This is a genomic window from Methylobacterium sp. B1 (assembly GCF_000333255.1).
GTDB lineage: Bacteria > Pseudomonadota > Alphaproteobacteria > Rhizobiales > Beijerinckiaceae > Methylobacterium > Methylobacterium fujisawaense.
The window spans coordinates 1-1603 of sequence record NZ_BACT01000876.1; the positions used below are offsets into that span (position 1 = coordinate 1).

General features: G+C 75.0%; 1 pseudogene. It reads right to left on the bottom strand.

The window, feature by feature from the left end:
* Positions 1 to 1603: pseudogene (locus I53_RS24955) on the bottom strand (hypothetical protein); the annotation flags it as partial.

A 1603-nucleotide genomic window follows, 5' to 3' on the forward strand; every position in this document is an offset into this window, starting at 1 on the left:
TGGTGTCGGCCCCCGCCACGAGGTCGGTGAGCGCGGTGTTTGCGCCCTCGATCCGCTGCAGCAGGCTGCCGAGTTCGCGACCCATCCGGTCGTTGGTCTCGAAACAGCTCCGAGAGGGTGCGGCCCGCGCCGTCCTCGACGGCGGCGCGCAAGCAGCTCGGCCGAGGCCCGCGACTGCACGGCCAGTTCCTCGGTCCGCGCCCGCAGGCTCTCGGCCAGGGGCACGCCGGTCTCGGCGAGCGCCCGCTCGATCGCCTCGGCCCGGTCCGCGAGCGCCCGGGACAGGTCCATCATCGGCCCGTCGATGGCGCCGCGCAGGCGCTCGACATGGCCCTCCAGGCTGTCGCCGACCGCGCGGCCGCTGCCCTCGACGCTGGCGACGAGCGCGCCGCCGCGCTCCTCGATGGCGCGTACCAGGGTCTCGGCGCTCTCGGCGAGGCGGCGGGACAGGGCCTCGCCGCGGGCATCCACCAGGGCGCCGAGCGCCGTGGCACGGCGCTCGAACCCGGCCCCGAGGGCCTCGGTGCGGGCGTCGATCAGGCCGGCGAGCGCGGCCTCGCGGCGGCTGAGGGTCTCGGCCAGCGCCGCGTTATGGGCGTCGACCTGCTCGGCATGGGCCCGCGCCCGCTCGTCGAGGGCGGCGACCAGGGACGCCGTGCGCTCGTCCATCAGGCCCGCGAAGGCCTCGTGGCGGTCGTCGAAGGCGGTGGCCAGGGTGTCGGCGCGCTGCGCCACCAGGGTCGCGAACAGCCGCATGGGGCTGTCGATGCGCTGGGTGAAGGCATCGGCGCGGGCGTCGACGCCACGGCCCAGGGCCTCACTCTGCGCCTCCACGGCCTGCGCCAGGGCCGCGGTGCGGCCCTCGACGATGCCGTCGAGATCCCGCAGCCGGGTGTCGAAGGCCTCGACCAGGGCGCCGGTACGACCCTCGACGACGCCGTCGAAATCGCGCAGCCGGGTGTCGAAGGTCTCGACCAGAGCGCCGGTACGGCCTCGGACGACGCCGTCGAGGTCGCGCAGCCGGGCGTCGAAGGTCTGAACCAGGGCGCCGGTGCGACCTTCGACGACGCCGTCGAGATCCCGCAGCCGGGTGTCGAAGACCTCCACGAGGGCGCCGGTACGGCCCTCGGCCGCCGCCACCAGGGCCTGGCTGCGGTCCTCCAGAAGCCCCTCGATGGACGCGCGCGCCTGCTCGAAGGTCGACCGCAGGGTCTCGATGCGCGCGTCGACCCGCTCGGACACGTCGCGGCCGGTACCTTCGACCAGCGCGCCGAGGCGGTTCTGCACCCGATCGAACAGGGTCTGCAGCTCGCCCGTCCGCTCCTTGAGAGTCTCGGCGAGCCGGTTCTCGCGCTCCTCGAGCAGGCCGGCGATGGCCGGGTTCACCCCCTCGATGGTCGCCTGGAGCGCCTGGGTGCGGTGCTCGATGGTCCCGGCGATCTGGCGGCCGCGGTTGTCCACGAGGCGGTCGATCTCGCCCTGCGCCCGCTCGAACAGGCCCTGAAGGTCCGAGAGGCGGGAATCCAGCAGGTCCGCCATCTGGGCGGGTGCCGCGTCGAGGGTCGCGCGCAGGCCCTCGGTCCGGGCCGCGATGGCGTCGGCG